The sequence below is a fragment of the Pseudomonas sp. TH32 genome (assembly GCF_016650855.1).
In the GTDB taxonomy this organism is placed as follows: Bacteria; Pseudomonadota; Gammaproteobacteria; order Pseudomonadales; family Pseudomonadaceae; genus Aquipseudomonas.
Map to the genome: position 1 here is coordinate 6,104,116 of NZ_JAEKFA010000002.1, position 14,836 is coordinate 6,118,951.

At 61.5% G+C, this 14,836-nt stretch carries 13 protein-coding genes and 1 pseudogene; 12 read left to right on the top strand and 2 right to left on the bottom strand.

What is annotated here, in order from left to right; all coding sequences use genetic code 11:
• Positions 1-277: 277 nt before the first annotated feature.
• A pseudogene (gene rsgA, locus JFV30_RS31585) lies at positions 278-1,311 on the bottom strand (small ribosomal subunit biogenesis GTPase RsgA).
• 106 nt (positions 1,312-1,417) lie between these two features.
• On the opposite strand from rsgA, the gene orn reads away from it, so the two are divergent.
• A complete protein-coding gene (orn, locus tag JFV30_RS31590; protein ID WP_003217529.1) occupies positions 1,418-1,960 on the top strand; it encodes an oligoribonuclease in 543 nt (180 codons plus the stop codon).
• A 159-nt stretch (positions 1,961-2,119) separates the two neighbouring features.
• Positions 2,120-2,737 (top strand): trimeric intracellular cation channel family protein, encoded by a 618-nt coding sequence (locus JFV30_RS31595; protein WP_176159752.1) that lies wholly within the window; start codon positions 2,120-2,122, stop codon positions 2,735-2,737.
• Here JFV30_RS31595 and queG read toward each other — a convergent pair.
• Positions 2,716-3,798, bottom strand: coding sequence for a tRNA epoxyqueuosine(34) reductase QueG (gene queG / locus JFV30_RS31600; protein WP_201126012.1), 1,083 nt, complete (start codon positions 3,796-3,798; stop codon positions 2,716-2,718). The two genes, JFV30_RS31595 and queG, sit on opposite strands and share 22 nt — an antisense overlap.
• 62 nt (positions 3,799-3,860) lie before the next feature.
• Here queG and JFV30_RS31605 point away from each other — a divergent pair, with 62 nt between their 5' ends.
• From JFV30_RS31605 to JFV30_RS31650, 10 genes are all read left to right on the top strand, one after another.
• Positions 3,861-4,721: an NAD(P)H-hydrate dehydratase gene (locus JFV30_RS31605; RefSeq protein WP_201126013.1), complete on the top strand. Its 861-nt coding sequence runs from the start codon at positions 3,861-3,863 to the stop codon at positions 4,719-4,721.
• Positions 4,709-5,179 (top strand): tRNA (adenosine(37)-N6)-threonylcarbamoyltransferase complex ATPase subunit type 1 TsaE, encoded by a 471-nt coding sequence (gene tsaE / locus JFV30_RS31610; protein WP_010173790.1) that lies wholly within the window; start codon positions 4,709-4,711, stop codon positions 5,177-5,179. The genes JFV30_RS31605 and tsaE overlap by 13 nt, the downstream gene beginning before the upstream one ends.
• A gap of 3 nt (positions 5,180-5,182) precedes the next feature.
• Entirely contained in the window at positions 5,183-6,616 is a 1,434-nt protein-coding gene (locus JFV30_RS31615; RefSeq protein ID WP_201126014.1) for an N-acetylmuramoyl-L-alanine amidase, read from the top strand.
• A 14-nt stretch (positions 6,617-6,630) separates the two neighbouring features.
• Positions 6,631-8,529, top strand: a complete 1,899-nt coding sequence (mutL, locus tag JFV30_RS31620; RefSeq protein WP_201126265.1) for a DNA mismatch repair endonuclease MutL — start codon at positions 6,631-6,633, stop codon at positions 8,527-8,529.
• Complete coding sequence (miaA, locus tag JFV30_RS31625) at positions 8,529-9,500, top strand: tRNA (adenosine(37)-N6)-dimethylallyltransferase MiaA (protein ID WP_010173796.1); 972 nt, start codon at positions 8,529-8,531, stop codon at positions 9,498-9,500. Before mutL ends, miaA begins: the two co-directional genes overlap by 1 nt.
• A gap of 94 nt (positions 9,501-9,594) precedes the next feature.
• Entirely contained in the window at positions 9,595-9,858 is a 264-nt protein-coding gene (gene hfq / locus JFV30_RS31630) for an RNA chaperone Hfq (protein ID WP_003217515.1), read from the top strand.
• 12 nt (positions 9,859-9,870) lie between these two features.
• On the top strand, positions 9,871-11,172 hold the full coding sequence (hflX, locus tag JFV30_RS31635) for a ribosome rescue GTPase HflX (protein WP_003217514.1): 1,302 nt from the start codon (positions 9,871-9,873) through the stop codon (positions 11,170-11,172).
• A gap of 96 nt (positions 11,173-11,268) precedes the next feature.
• Positions 11,269-12,444, top strand: coding sequence for an FtsH protease activity modulator HflK (gene hflK, locus JFV30_RS31640; protein ID WP_201126015.1), 1,176 nt, complete (start codon positions 11,269-11,271; stop codon positions 12,442-12,444).
• Positions 12,444-13,310, top strand: coding sequence for a protease modulator HflC (hflC, locus tag JFV30_RS31645; protein WP_003217510.1), 867 nt, complete (start codon positions 12,444-12,446; stop codon positions 13,308-13,310). Before hflK ends, hflC begins: the two co-directional genes overlap by 1 nt.
• 301 nt (positions 13,311-13,611) lie before the next feature.
• Positions 13,612-14,799: an ATP phosphoribosyltransferase regulatory subunit gene (locus tag JFV30_RS31650; RefSeq protein ID WP_201126016.1), complete on the top strand. Its 1,188-nt coding sequence runs from the start codon at positions 13,612-13,614 to the stop codon at positions 14,797-14,799.
• Positions 14,800-14,836 lie beyond the last annotated feature (37 nt).

A 14,836-nucleotide genomic window follows, 5' to 3' on the forward strand; every position in this document is an offset into this window, starting at 1 on the left:
AAGCCGCCCGAAGGCGGCTTCATTCGACACGCAGTGGAGCTTGCTTCGCCCCTTCTGCGCCGCTGGATCAACCCCGAAAAGGATCCAGACTCCTGCCAGCTTGCGCTGGTGACGGAGCGATTATGAGCATAGGGAAAATCGAATTCAAGCTGGCTTGCATCATGGGCCGCCCAGTTGCAGCGGATTCTTGATGGCTGACCCGATTTAATCAATGGGGTTGGGGGTTCCGTGCCCTGCCTTATGTGTTTCAAGGCATGGCACGGCACCGATTCGCTGCTTAGTAACTGGTCTCGGGCAAGCTGGCGATGATCGAGCGATAGCTGTTCATCCGCTGCTGCTGCACGCGGCCGTCTTCCAGGGCCTTGAGCAGGGCGCAACCCGGCTCGCGGTCATGTTTGCAGTCGCGGAAGCGGCAGGTGCCGATCAAGTCGTTGAACTCGATAAAGCCCGCTTCAACATCGGCGCGGCTCACGTGGCCCAGGCCGAATTCACGAATCCCGGGGGAGTCGATCAGTTCACCGCCGCCCGGGAAGTGGAACAACCGGGCGGTGGTGGTGGTGTGGGTGCCCTGGCCGGACAGCTCCGACAATGGCCCCACACGGGTTTCGACTTCCGGCAACAGGCTGTTGACCAGGGACGACTTGCCCACGCCCGACTGGCCGACGAACACGCTGATGCGTCCGTCGAGCTCGGTCTGCAACTGCTCCATGCCGTTGCCGTGATGTGCCGAGACTTCCAGCACCGGATAGCCGAGGGTGCGGTACACCGCCAGCAGCGCGTTGAGCGCCGGAGCGTTCTGCTCGTCGATCAGGTCGAACTTGTTCAGCAGCAACAGCGGGCGAATGCCGGCGTGCTCGGCCGCTACCAGCAGTAGCGGTCGATCAGGTTGGCATGGGGCTCGGGCAGCGGCGCGAAGACGATGACGATCATGTCGACGTTGGCCGCCACCGGCTTGAGCTGGCCACGGCTGTCGGGCCGCCGCAGTTCGGTGGTGCGCGGCAACTGGGCGACGATGACGCCGATGCCCTGGTTGCCGGCACGCCACACCACCCGGTCGCCGGTGACCAGCGCAGGCAGGTTGGCGCGCAAGTGGCAACGGAACACCTGGCCTGCGGAGTCGCCTTCTGTGGCCTCGACCTCGACCTGCACACCGAAGTGCGCGATCACCAGGCCGGTTTGCTCGGGGCCCAGGTCGCCGCCCTCAAGCGCTTCCACGGCGGAGGATTCACGTTTGGCGGCGCGGGCAGCGCGTTCACCCTGAATCTTTTCGATGCGCCAGTTTTGGCGACGGTTGAGCTGGCGTTTGGCCATTGGTGTTCCGTGTCGATAATGCAAAGGTTAGGTAAAACGGTCGCGAGTCTAGCACGCCCTGCCTGCTAAACTGCGCAGCTACGCCAAGGTGCCAAGGAACCACGACATGCAAAACCCACAGAACCTGATTTGGATCGATCTGGAAATGACCGGTCTGAACCCTGACACCGACGTCATCATCGAGATGGCCACCATTGTCACCGACAGCAACCTCAACACCTTGGCCGAAGGTCCGGTGATCGCCATTCACCACAGCGACGCGGTGCTGGCCACCATGGACGAGTGGAACACCCGCACCCACGGCAACTCGGGCCTGACCCAGCGCGTGCGTGACAGCCGCGTGAGCATGGCCGAGGCTGAAGCTGAAACCATCGCCTTCCTGGAAAAGTGGGTGCCCAAGGGCAAGTCGCCGATCTGCGGCAACAGCATTTGCCAGGACCGCCGCTTTCTTTATACCCACATGAAGGCGCTGGAAAGCTACTTCCACTACCGCAACCTGGATGTGTCGACCTTGAAAGAGCTGGCCGCACGCTGGGCGCCGGAAGTCAAAGACAGCTTCCACAAGGGCAGCACCCACCTGGCGCTGGACGATATTCGCGAATCGATTGCCGAGCTGCAGCATTACCGCAAGCATTTCATCAAGTTCTGACTTGAGTCGTGGTGAGGGGGCTTGTCCCCCGCTGGGCTGCGAAGCGGCCCTAAAATCTGGCACCCCGGCCTACCTGAAAAACTCCGTTGCCTTTAAAAGGGGCTGCTTCGCACCCCAACGGGGGACAAGCCCCCTCGCCACAACTTTGCAAGGATCGCCATCATGCTGTTGATGCTCTACCTCATCGCCATCACCGCCGAAGCCATGACTGGCGCCTTGTCCGCCGGGCGGCGTGGGATGGATTGGTTTGGTGTGGTGCTGATCGCCTGCGTGACGGCGCTGGGTGGCGGTTCGGTGCGTGACGTGTTGCTCGGCCACTACCCGCTGACCTGGGTCAAGCATCCGGAATACCTGGTGCTGACCTCCATCGCGGCCCTGGTGACGATCTTCATCGCGCCACTGATGCGCCATCTGCGCTCGCTGTTCCTCGCGCTGGACGCCGTGGGCCTGGTGGCCTTTACCTTGATCGGCTGCATGACCGCCCTGGAAATGGGGCATGGCATGCTGGTGGCGTCGGTCAGTGGTGTGATCACCGGGGTGTTCGGCGGCATCCTGCGAGACATCTTCTGCAACGACATCCCGCTGATCTTCCGCCGCGAGCTGTACGCCAGCGTGTCGTTCCTCGCCGCCTGGTTCTACATGCTGTGCCTCTACCTTGAACTGCCCAGCGAGCAATCCATCCTGCTCACACTGTTCAGCGGCTTTCTACTGCGCCTGTTGGCGATCCGCTTTCACTGGGAAATGCCCAAGTTCGTCTACAACGACGACGTGCACTGACGCTCGGCGTGCTGGTTCAGCGCCCACTCCACGTGTTCGCGCACCAGCTCCGACGGATACTCCCGGCGCGCCTTCAACGCTTCCAACACCGGAATGCTCGACGGCGCGTTGCCCAGGCCCACGGCCAGGTTGCGCAGCCAGCGCTCATAGCCCGCGCGGCGTAGCGGCGAGCCTTCGGTGCTGCTGAGGAACTTGTCCTCGTCCCACATGAATAATTCGGCCAGCTCGGCGTTATCCAGATTGTGCCGGGGCTTGAAATCGCTTTCGGTGGTAGGCCGGGCGAAACGATTCCACGGGCAAACGATCTGACAGTCATCGCAGCCGAATACCCGGTTACCGATCAATGGACGCAGCTCCTCCGGAATCGCGCTTTTCAGTTCGATGGTCAGGTAGGAAATGCAGCGCCGGGCGTCCAGTACGTAAGGCCCGACGAAAGCGTTGGTAGGACAGATGTCCAGGCAGGCGGTGCAGCGGCCACAGTGTTCGGTGGTGTGGGGTGGGTCGACCGGCAGCGGCAGGTCGACAAACAACTCGCTGAGGAAAAAGTAGCTGCCCGCCTTGCGATTGAGTACCAGGGTGTTCTTGCCGATCCAGCCCAGCCCGGCTTTTTCGGCGATGGCTTTTTCCAGCACCGGGGCGCTGTCGACAAAGGCACGAAAGCCGAACGGGCCGATCTGTGCCTGAATCCGGTCGGCCAGTTGCTGCACGCGTTTGCGGATCAGCTTGTGGTAGTCGCGGCCCAGGGCATAACGGGAGATGTAGGCTTTTTCGGGTTTGGCCAGCAGTAGGGCCATTTGGGTGTCGCCGGGCAGGTAATCCATGCGCAGGGACACCACGCGCAAGGTGCCGGGCACCAGCTCTTCCGGGTGTGAGCGCTTGCTGCCGTGGGCGCCCATGTAGTCCATTTCGCCGTGGTAGCCGGCGTCGAGCCAGCGTTGCAGGTGCTGTTCATGCTCGGCGAGGTCGAGGCCGCTGATGCCCACTTGTTGAAAGCCCAGCTCGCGGCCCCAGTCTTTGATCGATTGGGCGAGGGCGGGCAGGTCGTAGGTAATAGCAGGCATGAACAAGAGAAACCGCAGGTTAGATGCGTATAATTCTGCCAGACATCGGAGCTTGAAGACGCATGCCGCAGACAAAACACGAAATACCCGACGTTCAGCACCTGTTGCCCGGCCAATTGCCGCAACTCGCTGCGCGTTCCCCGGACGCCCATAAAGGCCAGTTCGGCCATGTATTGCTGATCGGTGGCGACCGGGGTTTTGGCGGCGCGGCCTTGCTCAGCGCCGAAAGCGCCCTGCGCAGCGGTGCCGGCATGGTTTCCCTCGCGACCCGCAGCGAGCACGTAGCGGCGGCGCTGGCCCGGTTGCCGGAGGTGATGACGGTAGGCGTGCACTCGGCCAATCAATTGATGGGCCTGCTGGAAAAGATTTCCGTGATCGTCATCGGCCCGGGCCTGGGCGAGGCTTCCTGGGGCAAAAGTCTGTTGTCGGTGGCGGCCAATGCCACGCAGCCGCAAGTCTGGGACGCCGATGCCTTGAACCTGCTGGCCGCGGGCAAGGTCAGCCTGCCCGACAATTGCGTGATCACCCCGCATCCTGGCGAAGCGGCTCGTTTGATGGGGATTTCGACAGCCGAGGTTCAGGCCGATCGCCTTAACGTGGCGCGCGCGTTGAGTCAGAAATTCAACGCGGTGGCGATCCTCAAGGGCGCCGGCAGTTTGATCGCCAGCCCGGACGGTCGCGTTGCCCGCTGTGACCAGGGCCACCCGGCGATGGCGACAGCCGGCCTGGGTGACGTGTTGGCTGGCCTGGTCGGTGCTTTACTGGCCCAAGGCATGCCGACATTCGACGCCGCCTGCCTGGCCGTCTGGTTACATGCCACTGCCGGCGACCGGCAGGGCACCTTCGGTCGCGGGCTGGCCGCCAGCGACTTGATTCCCGCCATTCGTCAGTTGCTGGAGGAGCAATCACCGTGTCTGAAGTAATTCTTTTCCTGGCCGATGAAGACGCCATGGTTGCGCTTGGCAATCGTATTGCCAAGGCGACGCAAGGCTCGGGCCTGATCTTTCTGGAGGGTGATTTGGGGGCCGGAAAAACCACCTTGTCCCGGGGCATCATTCGCGGGTTGGGGCATGAAGGTGCTGTGAAGAGTCCTACGTTTACCCTGGTGGAGCCCTACGAGATTGGCTCGGTGCGGGCCTTCCATTTCGATCTGTATCGGCTGGTGGACCCGGAAGAGTTGGAATACATGGGCATCCGCGATTACTTCGATGAAGACGCGTTGTGCCTGATCGAGTGGCCAGATAAAGGCACAGGCTTTTTGCCAAAGCCGGACCTGACCATTACCATTACCCCGCATAAGCAAGGACGTCAGCTGAAGTTGTTGTCCCAGAGCGCGCGCGGCGAGTCGTGGTGCGCCGCCTTGGCATTGGAATTCAAATAATTGATGGGGTTAGGTATGCGCTTTCGCGCGTTGGTTACTGTCGTAGGGGTGTTGCTTGCGGCAATGACTTTCAATGCACTGGCGGCCTCACAGGTGAAAAGTGTTCGCCTGTGGCGGGCACCGGATAACACGCGACTGGTATTCGACCTGTCTGGCCCGGTTCAGCACAGCGTCTTCACCCTCACGGCGCCCGATCGCCTGGTGATTGATATCAACGGTGCGACCCTCGCCGCGCCGTTGAAAGTCGCCATGGCCAATACCCCGATTACCGCGATGCGCTCGGCTCAACGTACGCCGACCGACCTGCGAGTGGTCATCGACCTGAAAAAGGCCGTAACCCCGAAAAGTTTTGTACTGGCGCCTAACGCGCAATATGGCAACCGGCTGGTGGTCGACCTGTTCGACAACGCCGCCGATGCTGCGCCGCCGCCTGCGCCAACCCCAAGCGTCGCGACGATACCGGCGGTGCCGGTCACCCAGTCGCAACCCCAGGTCAAATTGCCGCCGCCGCCACCTGCACCGGCGGGCAAACGCGACATCATCGTGGTCATCGATGCCGGTCACGGCGGGGAAGACCCGGGCGCCTCCGGTTCGCGCGGCCAGCATGAAAAAGACGTGGTACTGGCCATCGCCCGCGAACTGCAGCGCCAGATCAATGGCATGAAAGGCTATCGCGCCGAGCTGACCCGTACCGGTGACTACTTCATCCCGCTGCGTGGCCGTACCGAAATCGCCCGCAAGAAGGGCGCCGACCTGTTCGTCTCGATCCACGCCGACGCCGCGCCTTCGGCGGCTGCGTTTGGTGCCTCGGTGTTTGCCCTGTCTGATCGCGGTGCTACGTCCGAGACCGCCCGTTGGCTGGCGGACAGTGAAAACCGTTCCGACTTGATCGGCGGGGCCGGCAACGTGTCCCTTGATGACAAGGACAAGATGCTCGCTGGCGTATTGCTCGACTTGTCGATGACCGCCTCGCTGACCTCCAGCCTGAACGTCGGGCAAAAAGTCCTGAGCAACATTGGCCGTGTCACCTCGCTGCACAAACAGCGCGTGGAGCAGGCCGGGTTTATGGTGCTCAAGTCGCCGGACATTCCGTCGATCCTGGTGGAAACCGGGTTTATCTCCAACTCCAATGAAGCCTCGAAACTGGCCTCCGCCAGCCACCAACAGGCGCTGGCGCGGTCCATCAGCGCCGGTGTTCGCCAGTTCTTCCAGCAGAACCCGCCGCCGGGCACTTATATCGCCTGGCTGCGTGACTCCGGCAAGATCGCCCAGGGCCCGCGTGACCATCGCGTCCAGCCCGGCGACACCCTGGCGATGCTGGCGGTGCGCTTCCAGGTGTCTGCGGCGACCTTGCGCAGTGCCAACAACCTGAAGACCGATGAACTGAAGGTCGGCCAGGTGTTGACCATCCCTGGCACTGAACTGGCGGCGCAATAATGAGCGAAACAGTCTTGAGCAACACCTCGCGCATTGAACTGCTAAGCCCGCGCCTGGCGAACCAGATTGCGGCGGGCGAGGTGGTCGAGCGGCCGGCTTCGGTGATCAAGGAGTTGCTGGAAAACAGCATCGACTCCGGCGCCAAGCGCATCGATGTCGACGTGGAACAGGGCGGCGTCAAGCTGCTGCGGGTACGCGACGACGGCAGCGGGATCTCCTCCGACGACCTGCCGCTGGCCTTGGCCCGTCACGCCACCAGCAAGATTCGCGACCTGGAAGACCTGGAGCGGGTGATGAGCCTCGGGTTTCGCGGTGAGGCCCTGGCGTCCATCAGCTCCGTGGCCCGTCTGACCCTGACGTCTCGCACCCGCGACGCCGACCAGGCCTGGCAGGTGGAAACCGAAGGCCGCGACATGGCGCCCCGGGTCCAGCCGGCTGCGCACCCGGTAGGCACTTCGGTGGAAGTGCGCGACCTGTTCTTCAACACCCCGGCCCGGCGTAAATTCCTCAAGGCCGAAAAAACCGAATTCGATCACCTGCAGGAAGTCATCAAGCGTCTGGCGCTGGCCCGCTTTGATGTGGCTTTTCATCTGCGTCACAACGGCAAGAACATCCTCAGCCTGCACGAGGCCCATGATGATGCGGCCCGTGCACGGCGTGTCTCGGCCATCTGCGGCGGCGGGTTCCTGGAACAGGCGCTGCCGATCGAGATTGAGCGCAATGGCTTGCGCCTGTGGGGTTGGGTAGGGTTGCCGACCTTTTCCCGCAGCCAGGCTGACTTGCAGTATTTCTTTGTGAATGGCCGGGCGGTGCGCGACAAGCTGGTGGCCCACGCGGTGCGCCAGGCGTATCGCGACGTGCTGTTCAACGGGCGGCACCCGACATTTGTGCTGTTTTTTGAAGTGGACCCATCGGTGGTCGACGTCAACGTGCACCCGACCAAGCACGAAGTGCGCTTCCGTGATGGGCGCATGGTTCACGACTTCCTCTACGGCACCCTGCACCGCGCCCTGGGCGATGTGCGCCCGGATGATCAACTGTCGGCGCCGATTGTCACGGCGATTGTCCGGCCTACGGGGCCGGAAGCCGGTGAGTTCGGGCCTCAGGGCGAAATGAGCCTGGCAGCCAACCTGCTGCAATCGCCGCAAGCCCAGCCGAGCTATACCGCACCTGGCTCAGGAGCTGGCGCCGGTTATCAGTACCAATACACACCGCGCCCGCAATCGGCGGTGCCGGTGGCCGAGGCGCAGGCAGCCTATCGCGAGTTTTTTGCGCCGCTGCCCGGTGCCGAGTCGGGTGCTGCGGCCTTGCCGGAAGGCCAGGGCGATGTGCCGCCGTTGGGTTACGCATTGGCCCAGCTCAAGGGCATCTACATCCTTGCTGAAAATGCCCATGGCCTGGTGCTGGTGGACATGCACGCCGCTCACGAGCGGATCATGTACGAGCGCCTGAAAATCGCCATGGCCAGCGAAGGCTTGAGCGGCCAGCCGCTGCTGGTGCCGGAGTCCCTGGCGGTCAGCCAGCGCGAGGCCGATTGCGCCGAAGAGCACCTCAGCGTGTTCCAGAAGCTGGGCTTTGAGCTGCAGCGCCTGGGCCCGGAAACCCTGGCTATCCGGCAGATTCCGGCCTTGCTCAAGCAGGCCGAGGCCAACCGGCTGGTGGCCGATGTGCTGGCGGACCTGATGGAATATGGCACCAGCGACCGCATCCAGGCGCACATCAACGAACTGCTCGGCACCATGGCCTGCCACGGCGCCATCCGCGCCAACCGCCGCCTGGCCCTGCCGGAAATGAATGGCCTGCTGCGGGACATGGAAAACACCGAACGCAGCGGCCAGTGCAACCATGGCCGACCGACCTGGACCCAAATGGGCCTGGACGACCTGGACAAACTGTTCTTGCGCGGCCGTTGATGAGTGCCTTGCCCCCCGCCATTTTCCTGATGGGCCCGACGGCCGCCGGCAAGACCGACCTGGCCATCGAGCTGACCAAGGTATTGCCGTGCGAGCTGATCAGTGTCGACTCTGCACTGGTTTACCGGGACATGGACATCGGCACCGCCAAACCTTCAAAAGAGCTGTTGGCCCAGTATCCGCACCGGTTGATCGACATTATCGATCCCAGCGAGAGCTATTCGGCGGCGGATTTTCGCACCGATGCCCTGGCGGCCATGGCCGATATCACCGCGCGGGGCAAGATTCCGCTGCTGGTGGGCGGCACGATGCTCTACTACAAGGCGTTGCAGGAAGGCCTGGCCGACATGCCGCCCGCCGACCCGCAAGTGCGCGCCGAACTTGAAGAAGAGGCTGCACGCCTTGGCTGGCAAGCCTTGCACGACCAACTGGCGGTTGTGGATCCAGTTTCCGCCGCGCGGATTCACCCCAATGACCCCCAGCGCCTGACACGGGCCCTGGAAGTCTGGCGGGTCAGCGGCCAGACCATGACTGAACACAGGCTGAAACAAACTGCGCAAAGTACTGAAGCAGGCGCTTCGGGACAGTCACAATTGCCCTATACTGTGGCGAATCTGGCCATCGCTCCGGCGGATCGCCAGGTGCTGCATGAACGAATTGCACAAAGATTCACAATTATGTTGGAACAGGGGTTTGTGGACGAGGTCGTAGCACTGCGTTCAAGAGGTGACCTGCATCCCGGGCTGCCTTCGATACGTGCTGTAGGCTACCGCCAAGTCTGGGATCATCTGGATGGCAAGCTGACGTCAGCCGAAATGCAGGAGCGCGGCATCATTGCCACGCGCCAATTGGCGAAGCGCCAGTTCACATGGCTGCGCAGCTGGACTGATTTGCACTGGCTGGACAGTCTGGATTGCGACAATCTGTCACGCGCCTTGAAATACTTGGGAACGGTCTCCATATTGAGCTGAGTCCTTGCAATTGCCGTCTATCCTTGGGGGTGTGACGGCCATAAGCTATCTATTTTCCGATTTTTTATTATTGATCCTTAAAGGAGTGCGGCACATGTCAAAAGGGCATTCGCTACAAGACCCTTACTTGAATACTTTACGTAAAGAGAAAGTTGGGGTTTCCATCTATCTGGTCAACGGTATCAAGCTGCAAGGTACGATCGAGTCGTTCGACCAGTTCGTCATCCTGCTGAAAAACACCGTAAGCCAAATGGTTTACAAGCACGCTATCTCGACCGTAGTGCCGGTTCGTCCAATTCGTCTGCCTAGCGCAACCGAAGAACAGGGTGACGCCGAGCCTGCACCGGGTAACGCCTGATAGGAGTCTCCTTTGTTCTTTGAGCGCCACGGTGGTGGTGAGCGAGTAATCCTCGTTCACTTGGATGGACAGGACCCTGAGGCGCGCGAAGATCCGCAGGAGTTTCAGGAGTTGGCAAATTCGGCCGGCGCCGAGACCGTCGCGTTTTTTAACGTGCCGCGTCATCGGCCAACCGCCAAATTCCTGATTGGCAGCGGCAAGGTCGAGGAATTGCGCGACCTGGTTCATGCCGAGAAGGCCGATCTGGTGATTTTCAATCACATCCTCACGCCCAGTCAGGAACGTAACCTCGAACGTGTCTTCGAGTGTCGCGTGATCGACCGCACGGGTCTGATTCTCGATATTTTTGCCCAACGCGCCCGCACCCATGAAGGCAAGCTCCAGGTAGAACTGGCCCAGCTTGACCACATGAGCACCCGGCTGGTTCGTGGCTGGACTCACCTTGAGCGTCAGGGTGGCGGTATCGGCATGCGTGGCCCGGGTGAAACCCAGCTGGAAACCGACCGGCGCCTGCTGCGGGTGCGCCTGCGACAGATCAAGGGCCGCCTGGAAAAGGTGCGCAGCCAGCGCGAACAATCGCGCCGTGGCCGCATGCGTGCGGATATCCCTACCGTTTCCCTGGTGGGCTATACCAACGCCGGCAAATCCACGCTCTTCAACAACGTGACGAAATCGGACGTGTACGCGGCCGACCAACTGTTTGCGACCCTCGACCCGACCTTGCGCCGTCTGGAACTGGACGACCTGGGGCCGATTGTCCTGGCCGATACCGTGGGTTTCATTCGTCACCTGCCCCACAAGCTGGTCGAGGCATTTCGGTCTACGCTCGAAGAGTCGAGCAATTCCGACCTGCTGTTGCACGTGATCGATGCGGCCGAACCGGATCGCATGTTGCAGATTGAACAGGTCATGGTGGTGCTGGGCGAGATTGGTGCCCAGGACTTGCCGATCCTCGAGGTCTATAACAAACTCGATTTGCTTGAAGGCGTTGAGCCACAAATCCAGCGCGACGAGAACGGCAAGCCCCAGCGGGTCTGGCTGTCGGCGCGTGATGGCAGTGGCCTGGAATTGCTTGAACAGGCCATTGCCGAGTTGTTGGGCAGCGATTTGTTTGTCGGCACCTTGCGCTTGCCTCAGCGTTTTGCTCGACTGCGTGCACAGTTTTTCGAGCTGGGCGCGGTACAGAAAGAAGAACACGACGAAGAAGGCGTCAGCTTGCTGGCCGTTCGATTGCCGCGCTCGGAGCTGAATCGGCTGGTCAGCCGTGAAGGCGTTGTGCCGACGGAGTTCATCGAACAACACACTTTGCAATAAAAGCCTGAGAAAGCGGTTGTGCCGCTGTGACAGGCATTCTGTAGCATTGGTCGGCGCGCCGTGGGTGCGTCTTTGCTTTATCAGATGGAGAGCGCTATGGCTTGGAATGAGCCGGGTGGCAACTCGAATAATCAGGATCCTTGGGGTGGTAAACGCCGCAATAATGGCGACCGCAAGGGGCCACCAGATCTCGACGAGGCCTTCCGAAAGCTGCAGGAAAGCCTGAATGGGTTGTTCGGTGGTGGGAAAAAACGTGGTGGTGACGAAGGCGGTCGTACGAGCAAGGGCGGTGGTTACGGCCTGCTCGGCATCGGCCTCGTCGTGCTGGCGGCTGTTTGGCTGTACAGCGCGGTCTATGTGGTGGACGAGCAGGAGCAAGCCGTGGTGCTGCGCTTCGGCAAGTACTACGAGACCGTTGGCCCGGGCCTGAACATCTACTTCCCGCCGATCGATAAAAAGTACATGGAAAACGTCACGCGTGAGCGTGCCTACACCAAGCAGGGCCAGATGCTGACCGAAGACGAGAACATCGTCGAAGTGCCGCTGACCGTGCAGTACAAGATCAGCAACCTGCAGGACTTCGTGCTGAACGTCGATCAGCCGGAAATCAGCCTGCAACATGCGACCGAAAGCGCCCTGCGCCACGTGGTGGGTTCCACCGCAATGGACCAGGTGCTGACCGAAGGTCGTGAATTGATGGCCAGCGAAATCAAGGAGCGCCTGCAACGGTTCCTCGACACCTATCGCACCGGTATCACCGTGACCCAGGTCAACGTACAGAGCGCAGCGGCACCGCGTGAAGTGCAGGAAGCCTTCGATGACGTGATCCGCGCCCGTGAAGACGAGCAGCGTTCGCGCAACCAGGCTGAAACCTACGCCAACGGCGTCGTGCCGGAAGCCCGTGGTCAGGCCCAGCGCATCCTTGAAGATGCCAACGGTTACCGTGACGAAGTGGTTTCCCGCGCCAAGGGTGAGGCGGATCGCTTCACCAAGCTGGTGGCCGAGTACCGCAAGGCACCGGAAGTCACCCGTGAGCGTCTGTACCTGGACACCATGCAGGAAGTCTTCAGCAACACCAGCAAGGTTCTCGTGACCGGCAGCAAGGGCGGGCAGAACAATCTGCTGTACCTGCCGCTGGACAAGATGATCGAAGGTGGTCGTAGCAGCACCAGCGCACCGTCCACCGGTTCCAATGCTGCTGCCAATGAAGCCAGTGCCCGTGCGGCCGCTGACTTGCTGCAACAGCAAACACGTACCAGGGAGAGTCGTTGATGAGCAATAAATCGCTGACCGCCCTGATTGTGGGCGTCGTCGTGGTCATCGCTGCCTGGAACTGCTTCTATATCGTGTCTCAGACCGAGCGCGCGGTGTTGCTGCAATTCGGTCGCGTGGTCCAGGCGGATGTCCAGCCGGGCCTGCATGTGAAAGTCCCCTACGTCAACCAGGTGCGCAAGTTCGACGGCCGCCTGATGACCCTGGATGCACCGACACAACGCTTCCTGACCCTGGAAAAGAAAGCTGTGATGGTTGACGCCTACGCCAAGTGGCGCGTCAAGGATGCCGAGCGCTTCTACACCGCGACTTCCGGCCTCAAGCAGATTGCTGACGAGCGTTTGTCGCGCCGTCTGGAATCGGGCCTGCGTGACCAGTTTGGTAAGCGCACCCTGCACGAGGTGGTATCCGGTGAACGTGACGCGCTGATGGCGGACATCACGCGTTCGTTGAACGCGATGGCGGAAAAAGAGCTGGGCATCGAAGTGATCGATGTTCGGGTCAAGGCCATCGACCTTCCGAAGGAAGTGAACCGCAGCGTGTTCGAGCGTATGAGCACCGAGCGTGAGCGCGAGGCTCGTGAGCACCGCGCCAAGGGTAACGAACTGGCAGAAGGGATCCGTGCGGATGCCGACCGTCAGCGTCGCGTACTGTTGGCTGAAGCCTATCGCGAGTCTGAAGAGGCCCGTGGTGATGGTGATGCTCAGGCCGCTTCGATCTACGCCAAGGCGTACGGCCAGGACCAGGAGTTCTACGCGTTCTACCGTAGCCTGCGTGCCTACCGTGAAAGCTTTGCGAACAAAACCGACGTCATGGTGCTGGACCCAAGTAGCGATTTCTTCCGCTACCTGGAAAAGTCCAAGTAACCCCCATGTAGTCTGATAATCACTCCGTCGGGCGGCTAAAATGCCGGGCGGGGTGATCCTTTCAGAAAACGGGTGTATGATGCGGCAGCCGGGAAATTCCCGGCTTTTTTGCGTCTGCATGTTTGATTGTGGTTTTGCGCCGCAGACGCCACAGGTTTTTCGAGGAAAGTGCCCGACGAGGCCGATTGTTGGTCGTTCGTCACGTCGCTCTTGCGCGTGGTTTATGCAGGGGCCGGGTATTTTCTGCTTCACTCAAGGCTCGCCCGAGGGCTGGCCGCCCGGATCATAGGGGAATGGCGTAATGGCAACGGTAGACCGCTGGCTGCTGCCAGATGGCATCGAAGAAGTACTGCCACCAGAAGCTGCGCGCATTGAAATCGCGCGCCGCCAGGTGTTGGATCTGTTCCAGAGCTGGGGTTACGAGTTTGTCGTGACCCCCCATATCGAGTACCTGGAATCCCTGCTGACCGGCGCGGGCCAGGACCTGGATCTGCGCACCTTCAAGGTCATCGACCCGCAATCGGGCCGGCAAATGGGCTTTCGTGCCGACATCACGCCGCAAGTGGCGCGCATTGATGCGCACACCCTGCGTCGCGAAGGGCCAAGCCGCCTGTGCTACGCCGGCAGCGTGCTGCATGCTCAACCGCGTGCCTTGTCGTCTTCCCGTAGCCCGATCCAGCTGGGCGCCGAGTTGTATGGCGATGCCAGCCCGAGCAGCGACGTGGAAGTCATCAGCCTGATGCTGGCCATGCTGCAACTGGCCGATGTGCCGGATGTGCACATGGACCTCGGGCATGTCGGCATCTACCGCGGCCTGGCCCGTGCGGCCGGCTTGTCGGGTGAAGTGGAACAACAGTTGTTCGATGCCCTGCAACGCAAGGCCATCGATGAAGTGATCGCCCTGACGGCGGGCGTGCCTGCCGACCTGGCCGGCATGCTGCGTGCGCTGGTAGACCTGTGTGGCGGCCGTGAAGTATTGACCGCCGCCCGTGATCGCCTGGCGAATGCGCCGGCTGACGTTTTGTCAGCCCTGGACGACGTGCTGGCGATTGCCGAGCAGTTGTCGGCGCGCTTCCCGCAGTTGCCGCTGTATTTTGATTTGGGTGAGTTGCGCGGCTACCACTACCACACCGGTGTGGTGTTCGCGGTGTTTGTCCCGGGTGTTGGCCAGGCCATCGCCCAGGGCGGTCGTTATGACGATATCGGCGCCGACTTCGGTCGTGCCCGTCCGGCGACCGGTTTTTCCACCGATTTGAAAACCCTGGTGACCCTGGGGCGTGCTGAGGTCGAGCTGCCGTCTGGCGGTATCTGGATGCCCGACAGTACGGACGCAGCACTCTGGCAGCAGGTTTGCCAGTTGCGCAGTGAGGGTCAACGTGTGGTCCAGGCCTTGCCTGGGCAGCCATTGGCCGCCGCCCGTGAAGCGGACTGCGACCGGCAATTGATTCTGCAGAACGGGCTTTGGCAAGTATCGCCACTGGCTTCTTGAGTTTTCCTGCCGGCCACTGCCGGCACCAAGTTTGCGC

What these genes read in the sequence shown, in the direction of transcription:
- orn (WP_003217529.1), top strand. Translation starts at nt 1,418, where the DNA reads ATGCAAAACCCACAGAACCTGATTTGGATCGATCTGGAAATGACCGGT.
- queG (WP_201126012.1), bottom strand. Translation starts at nt 3,798, where the DNA reads ATGCCTGCTATTACCTACGACCTGCCCGCCCTCGCCCAATCGATCAAA.
- JFV30_RS31605 (WP_201126013.1), top strand. Translation starts at nt 3,861, where the DNA reads ATGCCGCAGACAAAACACGAAATACCCGACGTTCAGCACCTGTTGCCC.
- JFV30_RS31615 (WP_201126014.1), top strand. Translation starts at nt 5,183, where the DNA reads ATGGGGTTAGGTATGCGCTTTCGCGCGTTGGTTACTGTCGTAGGGGTG.
- miaA (WP_010173796.1), top strand. Translation starts at nt 8,529, where the DNA reads ATGAGTGCCTTGCCCCCCGCCATTTTCCTGATGGGCCCGACGGCCGCC.
- hfq (WP_003217515.1), top strand. Translation starts at nt 9,595, where the DNA reads ATGTCAAAAGGGCATTCGCTACAAGACCCTTACTTGAATACTTTACGT.
- hflK (WP_201126015.1), top strand. Translation starts at nt 11,269, where the DNA reads ATGGCTTGGAATGAGCCGGGTGGCAACTCGAATAATCAGGATCCTTGG.
- hflC (WP_003217510.1), top strand. Translation starts at nt 12,444, where the DNA reads ATGAGCAATAAATCGCTGACCGCCCTGATTGTGGGCGTCGTCGTGGTC.
- JFV30_RS31650 (WP_201126016.1), top strand. Translation starts at nt 13,612, where the DNA reads ATGGCAACGGTAGACCGCTGGCTGCTGCCAGATGGCATCGAAGAAGTA.